Source organism: Clostridiisalibacter paucivorans DSM 22131 (genome assembly GCF_000620125.1).
Taxonomy (GTDB): domain Bacteria; phylum Bacillota; class Clostridia; order Tissierellales; family Clostridiisalibacteraceae; genus Clostridiisalibacter; species Clostridiisalibacter paucivorans.
The window spans coordinates 12,986-32,479 of the sequence record NZ_JHVL01000039.1; the positions used below are offsets into that span (position 1 = coordinate 12,986).

The 19,494-nt window shown below is 31.5% G+C and carries 17 protein-coding genes; 1 reads left to right on the forward strand and 16 read right to left on the reverse strand.

Annotated elements, in window-relative coordinates; genetic code table 11:
* Positions 1-2: 2 nt before the first annotated feature.
* The 3 genes from hisD to hisZ are packed head-to-tail and all read right to left on the reverse strand — an operon-like array spanning position 3 to position 3,237.
* A complete protein-coding gene (hisD, locus tag Q326_RS0110880; protein WP_026895421.1) occupies positions 3-1,286 on the reverse strand; it encodes a histidinol dehydrogenase in 1,284 nt (427 codons plus the stop codon).
* Positions 1,270-1,929 (reverse strand): ATP phosphoribosyltransferase, encoded by a 660-nt coding sequence (gene hisG / locus Q326_RS0110885; protein ID WP_026895422.1) that lies wholly within the window; start codon positions 1,927-1,929, stop codon positions 1,270-1,272. Before hisG ends, hisD begins: the two co-directional genes overlap by 17 nt.
* A gap of 15 nt (positions 1,930-1,944) precedes the next feature.
* Complete coding sequence (gene hisZ / locus Q326_RS17170) at positions 1,945-3,237, reverse strand: ATP phosphoribosyltransferase regulatory subunit (RefSeq protein ID WP_034601929.1); 1,293 nt, start codon at positions 3,235-3,237, stop codon at positions 1,945-1,947.
* A 255-nt stretch (positions 3,238-3,492) separates the two neighbouring features.
* On the opposite strand from hisZ, the gene Q326_RS0110895 reads away from it, so the two are divergent.
* Positions 3,493-3,792, forward strand: coding sequence for a hypothetical protein (locus Q326_RS0110895; protein ID WP_026895423.1), 300 nt, complete (start codon positions 3,493-3,495; stop codon positions 3,790-3,792).
* Positions 3,793-4,291: 499 nt separating this feature from the next.
* Here Q326_RS0110895 and Q326_RS17175 read toward each other — a convergent pair whose 3' ends face one another.
* The 13 genes from Q326_RS17175 to Q326_RS0110960 form a co-directional block, all read right to left on the reverse strand.
* Positions 4,292-5,116 carry a transposase gene (locus Q326_RS17175; RefSeq protein ID WP_051531399.1) on the reverse strand — a complete coding sequence of 275 codons (825 nt, stop codon included), beginning with the start codon at positions 5,114-5,116 and terminating at the stop codon, positions 4,292-4,294.
* A gap of 52 nt (positions 5,117-5,168) precedes the next feature.
* Positions 5,169-6,437: a VanZ family protein gene (locus Q326_RS0110905; RefSeq protein ID WP_169733584.1), complete on the reverse strand. Its 1,269-nt coding sequence runs from the start codon at positions 6,435-6,437 to the stop codon at positions 5,169-5,171.
* 238 nt (positions 6,438-6,675) lie between these two features.
* Positions 6,676-7,422, reverse strand: a complete 747-nt coding sequence (locus tag Q326_RS0110910) for a peptidylprolyl isomerase (protein ID WP_026895425.1) — start codon at positions 7,420-7,422, stop codon at positions 6,676-6,678.
* 79 nt (positions 7,423-7,501) lie between these two features.
* Positions 7,502-8,422: a DMT family transporter gene (locus Q326_RS0110915; protein WP_026895426.1), complete on the reverse strand. Its 921-nt coding sequence runs from the start codon at positions 8,420-8,422 to the stop codon at positions 7,502-7,504.
* Between the two features lie 190 nt (positions 8,423-8,612).
* Positions 8,613-9,458 carry a Cof-type HAD-IIB family hydrolase gene (locus Q326_RS0110920; RefSeq protein ID WP_245592090.1) on the reverse strand — a complete coding sequence of 282 codons (846 nt, stop codon included), beginning with the start codon at positions 9,456-9,458 and terminating at the stop codon, positions 8,613-8,615.
* A 23-nt stretch (positions 9,459-9,481) separates the two neighbouring features.
* On the reverse strand, positions 9,482-10,780 hold the full coding sequence (locus Q326_RS18785) for a M18 family aminopeptidase (RefSeq protein ID WP_034601935.1): 1,299 nt from the start codon (positions 10,778-10,780) through the stop codon (positions 9,482-9,484).
* 12 nt (positions 10,781-10,792) lie between these two features.
* On the reverse strand, positions 10,793-12,250 hold the full coding sequence (locus Q326_RS18790) for an aminoacyl-histidine dipeptidase (RefSeq protein WP_026895429.1): 1,458 nt from the start codon (positions 12,248-12,250) through the stop codon (positions 10,793-10,795).
* A gap of 209 nt (positions 12,251-12,459) precedes the next feature.
* Positions 12,460-12,933, reverse strand: coding sequence for a 4Fe-4S binding protein (locus tag Q326_RS0110935; protein WP_026895430.1), 474 nt, complete (start codon positions 12,931-12,933; stop codon positions 12,460-12,462).
* Positions 12,934-13,125: 192 nt separating this feature from the next.
* The gene (locus Q326_RS0110940) at positions 13,126-14,499 is read right to left on the reverse strand and encodes a GntP family permease (protein ID WP_026895431.1); all 1,374 of its coding nucleotides are present in this window, start codon (positions 14,497-14,499) and stop codon (positions 13,126-13,128) included.
* Between the two features lie 58 nt (positions 14,500-14,557).
* Positions 14,558-16,114 carry an acyl CoA:acetate/3-ketoacid CoA transferase gene (locus Q326_RS0110945; RefSeq protein ID WP_026895432.1) on the reverse strand — a complete coding sequence of 519 codons (1,557 nt, stop codon included), beginning with the start codon at positions 16,112-16,114 and terminating at the stop codon, positions 14,558-14,560.
* A gap of 265 nt (positions 16,115-16,379) precedes the next feature.
* The gene (locus Q326_RS0110950; RefSeq protein ID WP_026895433.1) at positions 16,380-18,092 is read right to left on the reverse strand and encodes a sigma-54 interaction domain-containing protein; all 1,713 of its coding nucleotides are present in this window, start codon (positions 18,090-18,092) and stop codon (positions 16,380-16,382) included.
* A gap of 225 nt (positions 18,093-18,317) precedes the next feature.
* A complete protein-coding gene (locus Q326_RS0110955) occupies positions 18,318-18,734 on the reverse strand; it encodes a MaoC family dehydratase (protein ID WP_026895434.1) in 417 nt (138 codons plus the stop codon).
* 67 nt (positions 18,735-18,801) lie between these two features.
* Positions 18,802-19,494, reverse strand: a 693-nt coding sequence (locus Q326_RS0110960; protein ID WP_026895435.1) for an acetyl-CoA C-acyltransferase, incomplete at its 5' end; no start/stop codon positions are given.

Here is a 19,494-nt window from a genome sequence, read left to right on the forward strand (position 1 = left end):
ATTTATTCAAACCTCACTTTTATCGAATTGCCATGGGCAGTAAGTCCTTCCCTTTGGGCAAACTCTATTATTTTATCCTTATCTTTGTATAATGCACCTTTATCATAATATATGATGCTAGATTTCTTAACAAAATCATCTACTCCAAGGGGAGAAAAGAATTTAGCAGTTCCTCCAGTGGGTAGCACATGGTTAGGACCTGCCCAATAATCTCCTAAAGGTTCAGGGGCATACTGGCCTAAGAAAATAGCCCCTGCATTTTTAATTTTATACATCATGTTAAAGGGATCTTTAACCATAAGCTCAAGATGTTCAGGTGCTATTTCATTAGCTATTTTTACAGCATCATAAATATCATCTACTATACATATCTTCCCATAATTCCCAAGAGACTTCTCAGCTATATCCCCTCGTTCCAATAATTTCAATTGATTCTTCAATTCTTCTTTTACTCCTAACACTAACTCACCAGATGTAGTAACTAATTTAGCAGATGCCATATTGTCATGCTCCGCTTGAGATAACATATCCGCTGCCAAATATCTAGGATTTGCACTTTCATCAGCAATTATTAAAATTTCGCTAGGACCAGCAATCATATCTATATCCACATCTCCATAGACCATACCCTTAGCAGTAGCCACATATATATTCCCTGGACCTACAATTTTATGAACTTTAGGTATAGTATCTGTTCCAAAGGCCAATGCAGCTATTCCTTGTGCTCCTCCCACTTTTATTATTTGGTCTATTCCTACTATGTAGGCAGCTACTAGTATATCTTTGTTCACCTTTCCATCCTTTCCCGGTGGCGTTGCCATAATAATTTCATTTACCCCTGCCACTTTAGCAGGTATTACATTCATCAACACAGAAGATGGATATGCAGCACTCCCCCCAGGTACATATATCCCTACCTTTTCTATGGGGTTATATAGCTGCCCCAAAACCTTTCCCTCTTCTTCATTGGTAAACCAAGAATCCTTCAACTGCCTTTTATGATACTTTTCAATATTATCCTTTGCTCCCCGTAAAACCTCTATAAATCCTTTATCTACTGAATTTATAGCCTCTTCAATCTCTTTTTCATTTACATATAGTGCATCTAATTTTGTATTGTCAAATTTATCTGTATAATAATACAGTGCTTTATCACCTTGTAGTTTTACATCATTTATAATATCTTTGACAATATCTTTGAATTCATCACTATAATTTTTTTCTCTTTTCACTTGTTTTATAAAGCTATCTACTTTTCCATTTTTCAAGTTAACTACATCTATCACATTTACTACCCCCAATGATAACTCCATTTATTCCATCAATTAAATCTTTTATTCTTTTATTTTTGATTTTAAAACTGACTTTATTACATATTAGTCTGGCACTTATATCATACATATCTTCAATAATCTCAAGGCCATTGGCCCTTAGAGTATTACCTGTTTCAACTATATCCACAATAACGTCAGACAATCCCACTATAGGTGCCAATTCCACTGATCCATTCAGCTTTATTATTTCTATTTGCTTCTTAGTCTCTTCAAAATACCTCTTTGCCACATTGGGATATTTAGTAGCCACCCTCAACGGTAGTCCATTTATTCGTCCATTATCAAAATCTTTAGTAGATGCCACTGAAAACTTACATTTTCCAAAACCTAGATCCAATATTTCATATACATCCCTTTCTTCCTCCATTATGGTATCCTTACCAACTATTCCTAAATCCACTGCTCCCCTTTCCACATATACAGGTACATCACTGGCCTTTACCATTACAAACATAATTTTTTTGTTCTGGTTTCTAAATATAAGCTTCCTAGAATTGCCTTCCATTTCTTTGCATTGAAACCCAGCATCTTTTAAAATTTTGTAGCCCTTATCTCCCAATCTTCCCTTGGCAAGGGCTATATTTATATATTCCATAATATTACCTCTCCTTTAGTGTATAGATGCCAATGATCTAATCTCTTTTCTTCTATCTATGCTCTTCAAAAAAGTATCCTTATCAATATTGTTTGTCACATTCTTTTTTGTGTTTATTATCTTGTATTTATTGTCATTTAATATCAGTATATTATATATCTTTCTATACATAGCATTTTCTATATATGTCCTTTCATTGCTACAATATTTAGTCTCCACTATATATCCCCTATTCCTCAATTTCTTAGCCAGTACAAATGCATTCTTTCTATCATCCATACTATATAGAATCATATAATCGGTATAATCCTCTATATCAATACTTTGTGTTTTTCTTTTAGCCTTTATTACCTCATCCATATTTATCCCAAACCCTGTAGCTACCATTGAATGCCCAAACTGCTCCATGAGTCTGTCATATCTTCCTCCACTTAATACTATACTTCCATGATTTGCCACATATCCCTTAAATATTGCCCCAGTATAATAGTCTAAATCAGTTATTAGCCCTAGGTCTAAAGATATGTATCTATTAAGTCCATAATCTGATATGATATTACAAATTTCTTCCAAATTTTCTATGGCCTTTTTCATTTTATCGTTCAAAGATATTTCCTTTGCTTTTTTTATAATATATGGATAATCACCATATAATTTAGGTATTTCTAGTATTACATCCCCCACTTTTTTATCTATATTCATCTTATCCAATATTTTTTGTATCTCTGGTACATTTTTGTCTTCAATATATTTTCTCAATAGCTTTTGAGTTTCTTTATCTATCTTTCCTTCCTCAAAAAGACCCTTGCAATAATCAGACTGACCTATCTCCAACTGAAATATACTAAAATGTTCCATTAATACTTTAATAGCCAATGCAATCACTTCTCCATCTGCCTCAGCTGTTCCATTGCCAAAATATTCAATTCCAGCTTGAGTAAATTCTCGCTGACTATCTTTGTCTTTACCCTTTATCCTAAATATATTTGATACATAAGATAATTTTAAAAAATCATCCATATCCCTATAATTATTGGCCACCATTCTAGCTATGGGAGTAGTAACGTCTGGTCTGAGCACTAATATTTCTCCAGATTCATCTATTAATTTAAACATCTCTTCTCTTGCCACTGTACCCTCTATGTTCGAAAATACATCATAATATTCAAAAGTAGGTGTGGATACCTCTCTATATCCATAGCTTTTAAATATACTTTTGACATTGTTTATCATATTGTCTTTAAGTTTATAACTTCCAAATGTCTCATCTTGTAATCCCTGTGGCAGCTTATAATTAAGTTCTAACATTTTGACCTCCACCTTCGCTTTATTAGTTTACTGCTTTACCGTACTAAATTATTTAATTATAATAATACTACTAATTTTTTAAAAAGTCAACTAAAAAATGGGGTCAGGCTCACCTTTAAACTTTATTTTAATTCCACTACAATATATTTTTTTGTATATAAGTAACATTTCACAAGATTATCTACTGTTTTTAAATCTATGTCTACAATCTAATATATATGATAATATATAGATATAATCTATTTGGAGGTAAATATGGATAAAATAATAATAATATGTTCAATATTTATAATAATTTTTTATTTTTTTAAGAAAAGTCAGTGGATAGTATTGTATGAATCTAATAATATGGACAAAAGCCGTATATATGAATACCTTTTTTATCTAAAGAATAATAATATTCGATGCAAAGTAAATATGCTTAATTCCAGAGGATTTGGTAATAGTATGGGAAATAGTTTTAATGTAAGAAATCAAGAAACTATTCAATTACGAGTGCATAAGAATGATTACGAAAAAGCAAGAAAATTGATTTCTAAAAAAAATGCATTATAAAATTAGCGTCAGTACCACATTACAATGTAAATATATTATTAATCATTTCCTCTTATTAGAAACATAATGAACTACCACCGAGACAAGCAACGGTGGTTTCAAAAAAAGTTTGGAATTTAACTTTCGACCTAGCTTAACTAGGCAACCCTTATTCTTTTGGGAGTGTCCATGACTCCATTATCCCTTATCTTATGAATCATTTTGGGAATACATTTATCTTTGAGATATTTTCTCATGATATTTACACTTCCGTTTACATCACTATTGATTATCTTGTTTCCTGCTTGGAATAATACCCTTTTAATTCTTCTTGATTTGTTACAATTAGACTTATTTAAATCTTCTAAGTCTATCGCAGAGCAACCACTTGTGTAGCTTTAGTTGATTAAGACTAACTTTATACCCTCTAACTTAGCTTTGTATAACTATGAATATGTTGGCAACAATGACTGGGTTAACTCAATCAACACTCAATTAAAAAATGGGGTCAGGCTCACCTTTAAACTTTATTTACTATTCTAGATATAGTTTGCTCTGAGACCTTAAGTCTATCAGCTAATTCTCTTTGACTCATTAGCTTGTTTTTAATTACTGTCTTAACAAATTTCTCTTTTATTTTGCTAGTTTTTCTATTCTTGGCCCTCCCCATTAAATCTTCATAAATGATTTCATATTTATTTATAAATTGGTTTAATAACTCTTCATATGTTAAATCAAAATTTAACTCTTTATTATATTTTGTAATGTTTTCATTAGGTATAAATTCATAATCACTTTTACATTCAATAATATCTTCTTGTTCCATGAATTTTAAGTACTTACTTATAGCTTCATTCTTCTTGGTTGAAAAAATAGACATTGGAAAATAAATATCACAATATATGGGAGTGTATGTTTTATATTCCCTATGACTGCTCCATCTATAATCTATATCTGCTATCCCTGCTCTTACTGGATTATTATGTATATATTTTATTAATGTGAGTAAATACTGATCTTTATCACATAATATTGACTTATACCTCTGTTCAAATACATGTCCAGTTCTTTCATTCACCTTATTATAGTGTTGAGTAAATGTCTGTTGTATTAATTGCATAGGTTTTGACAATGGTATATCATCCACTTCAATCAATAAATGAGCATGATTATCCATAATCGCATAGGCATATAATTTGCAATCATATTTATCTATGTATGTCTTGACCTTTTTCAAATATAACCCTTTCATTTTATTAGATTCAAAAATATATTGTCTATTATTACCTCTTACTATCACATGATAAAGGGCTCCTCTATAGTGAACTCTTGTTTTTCTAGGCATAAAATCCCTCCTATTAAATGCCTAATATTTAAAAGTAAGCCTGACCCCGTTTCTATTTCATTGCTGGAATAGTAATTGTATATTCTTTTTCATCTATTATTGAATCAAATAAATATATTGGTTGATAAAATCCCTTGGAATCTAATCTATAATCTAATGATATCTTTATTATATCTATAGACTCTATATTATTACTTGAATTAAAATAACGAAACTTTCCATCTTTTAAATCTTTATAAGCCTCTGATTCACTTTTAATTATAACATCTTTAACTTTATTATATGTAACTATATTATTGTGAATTTTTTTGATTGTATTATCATTGTAATATGTACAATATAATACCCCCTCAATCAATGATTGGTCTTTAATATGTTTTTCTACAGTCCATTTATATCTTCCAATATCTTCATTTTTAAATACAGATTCTTTAGGCAGATTTATATTATATTTTTTTAAAGATTTCAGCAAAGTATCTTTGTCTATATTCATAGGTTCTATTTCGTCATCGAAAACAGAAAAATCTGTGTATCTATAACTTCCATCTAAATACTCCAACCATATATTATAATCTGTATTTCCTCTTATCCAATAAATTGCCTTATTTTCATAAATATCTATTTCTATGTTTTGAGTATTAATTCTAAGATTTTCAAAGAAATCAATAACAAATTCTTTTGCTAAATCCTCAGTGTAAGAAGGTGCCTTGTAAATAGGAACTATTCTATTCTCATTATTTAACTTTATATCTAAGAATATCTTTGCATCTTTCATATCTATTTTATAATTATGAGCTATTGAAAGATTGCCAAATTCCTTAAAAGTATAATATGTAAAAATACCTTTAAAAATACCTATTACTAATATCAATGGAAGTAAATAATTTAATGTTCTTAAAAATCTATGTTTTTTTCCCTTTATCAATTCAAATATTCCCATAACAACACCATAACCAATAACAGCCCCTAATAGATTGTTAAAAATATCATCTAGTTCAAATATACCAAAACCTGTAATCAATTGTACACATTCAATTAATAAAGTTAATATGAATGCCAATCCTATAGTCCACTTTTTATTGTGAAAATTTTTATGTAACATGGGTAATAAGATTCCTAAAGGTACAAACATTAATATATTTAGTATAATAAACTGCCAATTTCTAATAGCAAATGTATTCCAAGCTTCTCTATAGGAACTTAAGAAATGGAGATTTGCATTTCCATAAAAACTTCCGTCTCGGTTCAAAAATGTAACTCCTATAAACATGATTATATATATAGTAAGCAAGAACCCTATAAAAGTCTGCCTTTTCTCCAATTTCTTTTCTCCATTCATTAATTTTTTTATATATAAAAAAATAACATATACCTCCAAGTATACTTATCATTATTACAACTGCTATTCCTAAATAAAAATATTCTTCAATCATTCTCACTAATTCGTGTATTCTCAACCCTCATACTCCTTCTAATCCATTTTATGTAAAAATAATGTTTAAAGATGAGCCTGACCCCATAATAACATAATAAAAGCGACCATAAGGTCGCTTTTTCCATTATTTTTCTTCTACTGTATACTTTTCTTTTAATTTCGCTGTTTTTTCTAAGTATAATTTGTTTTGTTTTATAGCAACTAATTGCTTATATATTTGGTCTCTAACTTCGCCTAGAGTCTTTATAGCTGCTGGTTTCTTATCTTCTACCTTTATTATATGGAACCCAAATTGAGTTTTTACAGGTTCACTTACATCTCCAACATTCATATCAAATGCTGCATTTTCAAATTCTGGAACCATTCTTCCTTTACTGAAATAACCTAAATCTCCACCTTTTTCTTTAGATGGGCAAGTAGAGTATTTCTTTGCTCCTTCTTTAAAGGACATACCTTCATTTAGTTCTTTTACTATTTCTTTAGCTTTATCTTCATCTGATACTAATATATGACTAGCCTTTACACTTTCTGGTGCAGTGAACTGTTCTCTATGCTCATTGTAATATTCAGTAACCTCATCTTCAACTACTTCTGCATTATTTAAAAGATCTCTTATAGCATATTGCTTTAATAGACTTTCCTTTACTCTTTCTAATTCATTTTGAAACTCTTCATCTTTATCCATATTATTTTCAATAGCTTCAAGATAGAATAACTGCTGATTAATTAATTCTTGAAGAAGTTGTTTTCTCCCTTCTTCAGAATTGAACTGCATACCCTGTTGAGGTCCCAATCCTTGTAATAAAAAATCTACATCTTTTTCTGTAATCTCTGTCCCCTCTACTACTGCCAACACTTTGTTTTTATCCATATATTAAACTCTCCTTTATAACGTATTCAATTCTCATCATATCAAAAAAAATAAAACTTGTCTAATCTCACCATTGTCACTATTCTTTTATTTTTCTAGGTATGGAAAAATAATTAGTTCCCCATACACCTATGAGTATAACTATCCCCCCTATTCCCTGGTACCAATAAAAACTTTCTTTCAATATAAATACGCCTGCCAATATAGAAACTACTGTAGTCAAATTTGCAAATACCGCTGCCCTTGATGCCTCTAATTTAGACAACATATAGTTAAAAAGAAAAAATGCCACAATAGAGGACAACACTCCCAGATAAAGTACTGGGATTAACAACTTAATATTTGATAGTGGTACAAAATAGTCTGATAAGTTTCCATGATATATATGTTTGATTATAGATACTCCATTAAATACTATGGCTCCAACCCACATCATTACAAAGGTTGTTTCTTCAGGTTTAAATTGCAATGAAGACTTTCTAGACAATATATTATAAAAGCTTCCTGATAGCACCGCTAAAAACAATACTATCCCGCCAATATAATTTCCAGTGGCACCACCCTTCATTATATTTATAAAAAGTACTCCTGATACCGATATTATTATAAAAATTATCTGTGACCTTGATGTCTTTTCCTTCAAAATAATAGATGCTAAAATAGTAACTATTACAGGCATCAAAGCTGTCATCATTCCTGCCTCCGATGATGAAGTCAATCTTATACCTATAGTTTCACATATAAAGTATGATATAGGCTGAAAAAAAGCCAATAAAAACAATATATGTACCCTTTTTCCTGTAAAATCTACTTTCACCTTTCCCATTAACCTTAATATTGTAAGAATTATTGCAGCTATGGCAAATCTATATGCCAATAATTGGAATGGTCTATCTTCTAATTCTATCAATGCTAATTTAGTAAATAAAAATGAAAGACCAAAAATAGTGGAAATCAAAACCCCAGATATAATAGGAAAATATTTTTTTATTTTATCCAATAATAATCATCCTCTATCTTGTGAATACGGTTAGTTGTTAGTAGTTTATAGTTCGTAGTTGGTAGTTGATTGTAGAAATCCTATGCATCATTATGCTACGAACTACGGACTATCCTTTTACTACTAACTTATTTTATATCCTTGTCATAATAATAGTTTCTAAAAAATCTTACATAAAAGAATATTCTTTTCAAATTTTAAATATCTCTTTCAATACCTTTGCAACCCCATCTTCATTATTGGTTTTATCCGTTATTCTATCTGCCACAGATTTTACTGGTTCTATGGCATTTTTCATCGCTATACCCAATCCTGAATGTCTTATCATCTCAATATCATTATTGTCATCACCTATTACTACAATTTCTTCTGCCTTTATTCCCTTATCATCACAATAGGCCTTCAATGAAAGCCATTTTGAACCCAGCGGGTTCATAACTTCAAGTATGGGACCTACTGGAGATAAGCTATTCATTATATGGGAACTATATTTATTGGGATACTTTTCATGCAGTATATTCTGAAACTCATCTAATTCATCATACTTGTTCATATAGCATACTACCAACGCTCTAGGGTCTTTATATTTTAATAAATCCTTTACTTTGACATATCTCTCTATATTTTTTGACATATAGCTAGAATAATTACTATCATCTTCTTCTAACTCTATTATCAAATCGTATCCATCCTCATAGTAATCAGAATGAACTACTGGATACATACCTCTTTTTCTTCCTTCTTTTATCAATGTATAGAAGTCAATATCATTTAAATATTTAGTTATTAACACTTCATCATTACTTATATTTCTCACTATATTACCATTATTAGCCATAATAACTAAATCCATATCCAGTCCTCTAACAAATTCCTTTGCAGACCAATATCTCCTCCCTGTAGCTATAACTATCTCTATTCCCATATCATTTATCTCTTTCAATGCCTTCTCATTTTCTATAGAAATTTCTTTATCATCATTGAGAAGAGTTCCATCTAAATCAATGGCTACTAGTTTATATTTTATTTCAATCACCTCATTTATCGCCACTATAAATACTATATACTAAAGAATTTATTGAATACCTCCATCATATAATAATGGTCCTTTACTCCTCCTAACTCTCTGATAGAATGCATTGCTAACATTGGATTACCCACATCTACAGACCTTATATCCAACTGTCCAGAGGATATGGGTCCTATTGTAGAGCCTCCTCTTTCATCAGACCTATTTACAAATTTTTGAACTGGTACACCTGCCAATTCACACATATGTTCAAATACTGTCCCAGAATCACTGTCAGTAGTATATCTTTGATTTGCATTAATCTTTATTACTGGTCCACCATTTAAAACAGGTTTGTTAGTAGGATCATGCTTTTCAGGACTATTGGGATGAACTGCATGGGCCATATCTGCAGATATTATATAGGAATCGTTCAATCCCCTCAGAAAATCCTCTCTATCTCCATTTAATCCAAGAGTTATCCTCTCCAATATAGTCTTTAACATAGGAGAACCTGCTCCTTGTTTAGTTTGACTTCCAATTTCTTCGTTATCAAAGCATACCATGACCTTCGTCTGATCTGATGGTGAAGCATTAATAAGGGCCTTTATACCACTATGAACCATAGCTAAATCATCTAATTTACCACAGGATATAAATTCTTCTTTAGCACCTATTATACTTCCCCTTTCAAATTCTGATAAATATAATTCAAAATCTTTAATATCAGTATAAGATATATCTAACTCTTTTGCTATGGCATTAACTAAATAATTCTCTCCTTCTAATTTATCATTTATTCCCATAACCAATGGCAATAAATCCTTTTGTTTGTTTAATTCAATACCTTCATTTATTTTTCTATTCATATGAATGGCTACATTGGGAATTATAACCATAGGCCTATCAAAGTTTATAAGTTTACTAATGGGCTTCAGTGGATTATGCCCTTTCATAGTTACCCTACCTGCCAATGTCAATGGCCTATCCATCCAAGTATTTAATATAGGACCTCCATATACCTCTGTATTCAATTTAAGATATTTATTTTTTTCTATAATTTCCGGGTTAGGTTTCACTTTAAATGTAGGGGAATCTGTATGGGCCCCTATTATCTTAAATCCCCTATCTTTTCCACTACTACCTATTTCAAAGGCTATTAAAGCTGAATCATTCTTTACTACAAAATACTTTCCTCCAGTATTTAATTTCCATCGATCTACTAAAGACAACTCCTGAAATCCATTTTCCAATAAATCTTTTTTTATATTTTCTACTACATGAAATGGACTGGGACTCTCATATATAAAGTCTAAAAGCTCTTCTGCCAATTTTCCTTCTCTGATCATAATTTCCACTCCTTATTTAATCTCTTTCAATACTCCCAATAAATAGTCCCAAGTTCTTTTAACAGATGAAATACTCAAACTCTCTTGTGGTGTATGAACATCATACATATTGGGTCCAAAGGATATCATATCCACATCTCCCAGTTTTTCTGCAAAAAGTCCACACTCTAATCCTGCGTGGATAGCAGTAACATTGGGTTTCTTCTCATACATATCTTCATATACCCTCTCAAAGACGTCCCTTATGTATGAATCCTTTCTATATTGCCATTCTGGATATTCCGATCCCATATCTACTTGGGCATCTACCATATCACTAGCTATTTTTATTCTATTATATATTTCATATTTAAGACTCTTTACTGAACTCCTTATGGCATTTTGAAATACTACTTCATCTTTTGATACAGATACTATACCCAAGTTATTAGAACTTTGTACTAATCCTTCAATATCCATACTCATAGTTTGAACTCCAGTAGGTATCATATTTAACAAAAATATAACTCCTTTTTTAGTGTCTTTACTAAAAGCAGCATCAATCTTACCATCATATCTTTCTATCTCTATGGTTACATTGGGATCTGCTGTTTTCAATTCATTTTTTATTATTTTATCTAAATAGTTGACTTTATCCTTCAATCTATTTTCATTTGATTTATCTATAAGAATTATAGCCTCAGCCTCTCTAGGAATGGCATTAGTTTTTGAGCCTCCCTTTAAATCTGCTAACGATATATCCATTTCCTCATCTAATACAGATAATATCCTACCAAGAATCTTATTGCTATTTCCCCTTTCCTTGTTTATTTCCATACCTGAATGTCCACCTTTAAGTCCTTTGACCTTAAGTGTATAAGGTATATAACCTTCGCTAATATCATGCCAATTTATAGGAAGATTAGCCGATACTCTCATACCTCCAGCACAGCTAACTAATAAAACACCTTCTTCTTCTGAATCTATATTTATAAGTATTTTTCCCTCTATATCTTCAGGGTTAATTTGAGAAGCTCCGCCCATACCAGTTTCCTCTTCTGTAGTTAGAAGTACTTCCAATGGTGGATGGGGTATATCTTCTGAATCAAGTAAAGCCACAGCATATGCCACTGCTATACCATTGTCACCACCTAATGTAGTATCTGTAGCCTTTAACATATCTCCATCTATTTGTAATTTCAATGGGTCTTTCTCAAAATCATGACAAGAATTGCTTGTCTTTTCACATACCATATCCATATGCCCTTGTATAATTACCACAGGGGCATTTTCATATCCAGATGTACCTGGTTTTTTTATAATCACATTCATTGCATTATCTTGAATTACTTCAAGGTTTCTTTTCTTAGCAAAATATACTAGATGGTCACTCATCTCTTTTTCTTTTCCTGAACATCTAGGTATCTTTGTTATTTCCTCAAAATATTTTAATACCTCTTTAGGTTCTAGATCCTTTAATACACTACCCATAAATATCAACCTCTCTTTAATATATTTAGATATACTAATTATTATATAGATTTCAATATTATATATAGATTTCCTGCATATAATAACAAAAAAATAAAAAAGCAACTAAAATTAGTTGCTTAGATTATTAACAAGTTAGTAGTTAGTAATTGATGGTAGAAATCCGTAGGATTTCAACTATAGACTACTAACTATAACTAACTATTTCCTCAATTTGATTTATCTTTCATTTTCTTTATTAGCCCTGTAGCGTGACCCATGGGACAAACTACACACCAGCTTCTAGGCTTAAATACAACTCCTAAAATTATACCCATTATAAGAGAAACTGTCATAAATCTAAACATACTAAATGCTATTTTATCAAAATTAGGACCTGCATGGATTAAAGAAATGCTAAATACAGTAATCATAAATATTAATAAGCCATTTTTAAAGGCCTTTTTAGTCATCCCTTTAGGCAAATTATTATTTAGACTTATAGATTTTAGAAAATTCCCTAATAATGAACCCCTAGGACAGTATTTTGCACAATGTATCTTCCCCCTTCCCCTTATTGCATGGTATAGTGGGGCACCCATACATAAAAATCCCAATATCCCAAATCTAAAATCCAATATAGATAATGTTAAAAATAGTATCATGAATATCCATGACCAACTCATATGTGACTTCTTACTCATAAATAATCCCTCCCAGTAATCATGTTAGTGTTATCGATATATTTATATATTATAATATTATGATTTATAAATCAATATGTTTTTATCATTTTTAAACTTTTAAAATATTTTTTGCTATTTTAGCATATTACATTATAAAAAAACCCTTCAAATGTAACTTTGAAGGGTTTTTAACTCTTTACTTATTATATTTTAAACAACACCTAAAGATGCTGCTATAATTGCTACAATTGTTGCTCCAAGAGGTATAACAACAGTACACATACCTAAGTCAGCATAAGATTCCTTATGAGTAAGTCCAGTAATGCCTAATAATGTGATTACTGCACCATTATGTGGTAATGTATCCAATCCACCACATGCCATAGCAGCTATCCTATGGAATGCTTGGGGACTTATACCTAATTCTACTGCCTTCTGCAAATATATATCTCCCAATGCACCCAATGCTATACTCATACCTCCAGATGCCGAACCTGTTATACCAGCAAGAATACTAGTTGATGCCGCCAATGAGATAAGAGGTGTTCCTGGTATGGCTAATATAGCTGATTTAACCAATGCAAATGCTCCCAATGTCTTTATAACATTACCATATCCAACCTCTGATGATGTGTTTATTATTGCTAATAATGAACCTATTGCACCTTTATTTACTGTATCCTTTACATCTGCTAAGTTTTTCTTAAAGAATATTATTGCTACTACTATAGATACCACTAATGCTATTATTAAACTCCAAATTCCCTTTACTTTATCTATACTAGTCCCGTATTGCTCAAGATAAGCACCATCATAATTGCCAAAATAGAATTTACCCAATACAAAGTTTAATCCAAGTACTATAATTATAGGTAATATTGCTGCAGCAAAGCTTGGAAGGTTTGATTGATCCATATCTTTAATATTTTCATTTGGATGATTACCATATCCTTCTCCTGCTGCCATAGCCTTTTTAGACCTAAAAGTTATCCATGTTAATCCACCACCAAACATAACTCCACCACCTATTAATCCTAAGAAAGGTGCTGCCCATGCTGTAGTTCCAAAGAATGGCATAGGAATGGCATTCTGGATCTGAGGTGTTCCTGGTAATGCTGTCATTGTAAATGTAAATGAACCCAATGCTATTGAAGCAGGTATAAATCTCTTCGGTATATTTGCTTCTCTAAATAATGCTGCTGCAATTGGATAAACTGCAAATGCAACAACGAATAATGAAACTCCACCGTAAGTTAATATACCACATGATAATACAACTGCCAATATTGCCTTGTCTTTACCTAACTTTTTAGTTATAAAATGCGCTATAGACTTTGCAGCGCCTGCATCGTCCATAACCTTACCAAATATTGCCCCTAATAAGAATAGAGGGAAGTAAGCCTTTGCATATCCTGCAAAGTTTACCATGAATACTTCTGTATAGCTGGCAAGTAGAGGCACATCACCTGAAAATAATACGGCTAGCATGGCCAACAATGGTGCCAATATAAGTACCGTAATACCCCTATAAGCCAAAAACATCAATAATCCCAAAGAAAGAATAATACCAAATATACCTAACATAAACTTCTCCTCCTCGCTGTTTTATGCACCCAAGATATACCCATTATATCTATTATGTCTATTTAATTACTAATCCCATTTTTTCTTCTTTAAATATAGCTGAATCCATTTCCTTTAGATTTTCAGATACAATAGGCTTAAACTCCATTAAGTCTAAAACATCTTTTTGTAGATCTATCCCAGGAGCTATTTCTGTCAAAACAAGTCCTTCTTTGGATAATTCAAATACTGCTCTCTCTGTAATATATAATACTGGCTGTTCTATTGCAGACGCGTATTCTCCACTAAATGTTATTTGTTCAACTTCTTTTTTGAATTTCTTTACTTTACCTTCATTTAATATTTCAAGTTTTCCATTTCCTGGTTTAACTTTTAATCCTCCAGCTGTAAATGTTCCACAATAAACTACTTTTTTAGCATTTTGTGTAATATTTATAAATCCACCACAACCTGCAATCTTAGGACCAAATTTTGATACGTTTATATTTCCTCTTTCATCACATTGTGCCAATCCCAAGAATGCTATATCTAATCCTCCACCATCATAAAAATCAAATTGATATGGTTGATCTAGGATAGCTTCTGCATTTGTAGATGCACCAAAATCTTGTCCTCCTGCTGGAACTCCACCTACAGGACCTGCCTCTACAGTTAATACCATCTTATCTCCTTGTCCCTCTTCATTTGCAACCATAGCAACAACTTCTGGTACTCCTATACCTAAGTTTACAGCACAATTTGGCATAAGCTCCATAGCTGCCCTTCTAGCAATTACCTTTCTTTCATTAAATTTATAAGGCTTTACTGAGTCTACTGGTATATATGCATTTCCTGCATATTCAGGAAGATATTGAGTTGCAAATGTCTGCATATGATTTTCTTCATCCTCTGCAACAACTACTGCATCTACATATATTCCAGGTATTTTTACCAATTTAGGATCAAGACTTCCTGCTTTTACAACCTTTTTAACCTGTACTATTACCTTTCCACCTGAGTTCTTACAAGCACCAGCAATAGATAAGTTTTCAAGAGATACTGACTCTTCTTCCATACTAATATTTCCGTTTTCATCAGCATATGTTCCTCTTAATAAAGCAAAATCTATAGGGAAAGATTTATAAAGTAAGTAATCTTTTCCTTCTATATCCATAAGTTTTACTATATCATCCTTTGCCATATCGTTAATTTTACCACCATCTAATCGTGGATCAACAAAGGTTTTCAAACCTACATGGGTTAATGTTCCTGGCTTACCAGCTGCGATATCTCTAAACATATGAGATATAGTACCTTGTGGAAGGTTATAAGCCTCTACCTTATTTTCCAAAGCCAATTTTTGTAATTTAGGTGCTAATCCCCAATGTCCACCTATAACTCTTTTAATCAAGCCTTCATGACCAAAGTGGTTTAGACCTCTATCTTTTCCATCTCCTTGACCAGCAGCATAAACTAAAGTAATATCCTGTGGTTTATTTTTTTCTAAAAACCTTTTTTCTAAGGCAATTCCTAATTCTTCCGGAAAACAGTTACCTACAAATCCACCAGTAGCAACTGTAGAACCATCCGTAATCATTTCCATAGCTTCTAAAGCACTAAGTACTTTTACACGCATTTTTGTTACCTCCTTTAAAATTTTTACTCACCCATTATATAAAGCAATTATCATGCCAATAATGAAAGCGTTTTTCATTTTGTTAATTTTTTTTCAAACATGGCTTATATACTATGGTTAACACATCTATTCAATTATATTTTCCCATTATAGATAATAAAAAAACTCAACCGCTGTATAAAAAATATACATCATTTGAGTTTTTTTGACGTTTAACTGTATGTTAAGATGTTTTGAGTAATGTAAATTAATTTTACATGTCTAATCAATTTACGTTTTCTAAGTCATACTGTCTTATTTTATTGTATAATCCCGCTCTACTAATACCTAATATTTTTGAAGCCTTATTTTTATTCCATCCACATTCCTCTAGACATTCTTCTATTACTTGTTTTTCCACATCCTCAATAATTTCCTTTAGATATCCTTGACCTATTTTAAATTTATTATTATTCTTAGTTAGTCTAGAAGGCAAATGTTCTGGCTTTATATATAGATCAGAATCCAATAAATTTATAGCCCTCTCTATGACATTTTCCAATTCCCTAACATTGCCTGGCCAATCATATGCCATCAAATATTCGTATGCCTCTTTAGAAATTCCTTCAACATACATCCCCAATCTAGTAGCAACTTTCATTCTGAGAGCATTAGATAATCCAGGTATATCTTCCTTTCTATCCCTAAGTGGAGGTATAGTTATCTTCATAACATTTAACCTATAATACAAATCATCTCTAAACTCTCCTTTTCTTATGCTTTCCTCTAAATCTTTATTTGTAGATGCTATAATTCTAACATCTATATCCTTTAATACATTTCCTCCTACTCTCTCTATCTCTTTTTCCTGAATCACCCTCAATAGCTTAACTTGCATCTGTACAGGCATATCTCCTATTTCATCTAATAATATAGTTCCTCCATTGGCAATCTCAAATTTTCCTTTTTTCCCACCCTTTCTCGCCCCTGTAAATGCACCTTCTTCATATCCAAATAGTTCTGATTCCAGAAGCTCAGCAGGTATGGCTGCACAATTTAGCTTAATAAAGGGAGCAAGGTATCTTTTACTGGCATTATGTATAGCATGGGCATATAATTCCTTACCTGTACCACTTTCTCCACATATTAATATATTGGAATCTGTCTGAGCAGCTCTTCTTGCCATTTCCTTCACTCTTCTTATTTTGGGAGAGCTACTTATTATATCATTAAAAGAATATTTTGCCCTTCGTTCATTGTCTAATGCACTTTTATAGTACTGAATCTCTTTTTGTAAATTATTTATCTTTCTACTCAATGAATAAAAGTCACTTAAATCTTTGAATATAACCTTTCCTATAGCTCCCACAATTTTACCATCTTTTTTCATAGGCAGTCTCATGGCAACCATCTTATTTCCCCTTATTTCTTGTACCTCACCCATTTCCATTACACCTGTTTGAGCAACTAGATGCATTCTAGTATTTTCTATTACCTCTGTTACATGTTTACCCTCTGGATGAGATTCTTTTACAAATTCCTTATAGGCATCACTCATCATAGTTATAATGCCATTTGTATCTACTACAACAGTCCACTCATTGAAAGCATTCATTATACTGCTCAATACCTCTATCTGCATTCTATCTTCATTGGCTTTTTCTCTTAATTCATTATAAACAGTAAGGTCCTGAAATATTGCTATTGCACCCTTTATATCTTCTCCATCTTTTATAGCTATTCTATTGGTGTTAAACTCTTTTCCTTTATACTTAAAACGCCTATCCAATTCATCTTTACCAGTAGAAAGAATCCTCAATAACTCACTATTAGGAATTATCTCATCTAAATTTTTTTCCATACTATTCTTCTTGTTTAACCCCAATAATTTTCCTGCTTTTTTATTCAGTATAACTATATTTCCATATTTATCAACACCTACTATAGCTTCACTTATATTCTCAATAACGGATTCAAAGCTCTTTTTGAATAAAGTCATAATTCATACCTCTCTTTTTATATCTATAGAATTTTCATTCTTTAAATAATTTTATCTATCTAATTTATGATATCCTAATTTACCTATTTTAAAATATTTTATAATATGCGGTGTTAAAAATGATTATAGCATTTAACCTTTATTTCGTCTAGTTTTACCAAAAGAGCCCCTTAATTATAATTAAGGGGCTCTTTTAGTAAAAATTTAGTGTTAGATAGATCTACTTTATTTTGGGGGCATTACTGTAGCAACGCCTTTTAATACCACATCACCATTTTGATTAGTACATACTGTACTAAGTTTTAAAATATTTTTTTCTTCTAATTTTTCTATAACTTCTATTTCTGCTTTTATAGTATCTCCAAATCTAACTGGTGCAGTAAATTTCATTTCTTGGCCTAGGTATATTGTTCCTGGTCCAGGTAATTTAGTACCTAGCACTGCAGAAACAAATCCAGCAGTCAACATACCATGAGCAATTCTACCTTTAAACATAGTTTTTTCTGATACTTCTTGATTTATATGGGCAGGGTTTAAATCTCCTGTAACACCTGCATATAAATAAACATCTGTTTCTGTAACTGTCTTTTGGAAGAAATCTTTATCGCCAATATTTATTTCCTTCATAGTTAAACCTTTCATAATCAAATACCTCCTCTTTTTATTGATAACAAATTATAAAGGCATTACTCTCTAAAAGGTACTTAATCTATCTCTCAACTATAATTGAAGTACCTTGACCTCCACCTATACAAAGTGTTGCTAATCCTAATTTTGAATCTCTTTTTACCATTTCATGTAATAGTGTTACCAATATTCTAGCTCCTGATGCACCTATTGGGTGTCCCAATGCTATAGCCCCACCATTTACATTGGTCTTTTCTGTATCTAATCCTAAATCTTTTACTACTGCCAATGATTGAGCTGCAAATGCCTCATTTGCTTCTACTAAGTCTAAGTCTTCTACTTTTACTCCTGCTTTTTTCAATGCCTTCCTAGTTGCTGGCACTGGTCCATATCCCATTATTGCTGGATCCAATGCTGCTGAACCATATCCCTTGATTGTTGCCAATGGCTTAATGCCCAACTCATCTGCCTTTTCTTTAGACATTACTATCAATGCTGCTGCTCCATCATTTATTCCTGATGCATTTCCTGCTGTTACTGTTCCACCCTTTTTAAATGCTGGTCTCAATTTTCCTAGCTTTTCTATTGTTGATCCAAATTTAGGATGCTCATCTGTATCTACTAGTATTGGATCTCCCTTTCTCTGTGGTACTTCTACTGGTACTATTTCATCTTTAAATCTTCCTTCTTTTATAGCCTTTTCTGCTCTCAATTGGCTTGTCAATGAAAACTCATCTTGAGCTTCCCTTGTTATATTCCATCTCTCTGCTATATT